Below are 839 nucleotides of genomic sequence, written 5' to 3'. Positions count from 1 at the left end.
CTCAACCTTTGTGCTTAGACGTCCTATTCCATCAGGACGATCAATTAGCCTCCTCTGTCCCCACTTCTCTCAAACGATATTTGGTGGTACAGGAATTTCTACCTGTTGTCCATCGGCTTCACCATTCGGCTTCACCTTAGGTCCCGACTTACCCAGAGCGGACGAGCCTTCCTCTGGAAACCTTAGTCATTCGGTGGATAGGATTCTCACCTATCTTTCGCTACTCACACCGGCATTCTCACTTCTAACCTCTCCACCTCGCCTTACAGCTCGGCTTCTACGATGTTAGAACGCTCTCCTACCATATAACATTAGTTATATCCGCAGCTTCGGTTGTATGTTTAGCCCCGGTACATTTTCGGCGCGATGTCACTCGACCAGTGAGCTATTACGCACTCTTTAAATGGTGGCTGCTTCTAAGCCAACATCCTGGTTGTCTGTGCATCATCACATCCTTTTCCACTTAACATACAATTTGGGACCTTAGCTGGCGGTCTGGGCTGTTTCCCTTTCGACTACGAACCTTATCACCCGCAGTCTGACTCCCGTTGATATTTATCTGGCATTCGGAGTTTGTCTGAATTCGGTAACCCGGGATGGGCCCCTAGTCCAAACAGTGCTCTACCTCCAGTAAACTCACAACGAGGCTAGCCCTAAAGCTATTTCGGAGAGAACCAGCTATTTCCAAGTTCGATTGGAATTTCTCCGCTACCCACAGCTCATCCAAACACTTTTCAACGTGTCCTGGTTCGGTCCTCCATTCAGTGTTACCTAAACTTCAACCTGGCCATGGGTAGATCACTTGGTTTCGGGTCTACTCCATCATACTATTTCGCCCT

1 rRNA gene is annotated in these 839 nt (G+C 48.5%); it reads right to left on the bottom strand.

The features are described from left to right. A 23S ribosomal RNA gene (locus O3801_RS08495) occupies positions 1-839 on the bottom strand; the annotation flags it as partial.

It is taken from the genome of Gemella sp. 27098_8_149, assembly GCF_041433745.1.
Classification (GTDB): Bacteria; Bacillota; Bacilli; order Staphylococcales; family Gemellaceae; genus Gemella.
The sequence above is the reverse complement of the archived record's forward strand: the minus strand, read 5'-3'. Positions and strand labels throughout refer to the sequence as shown.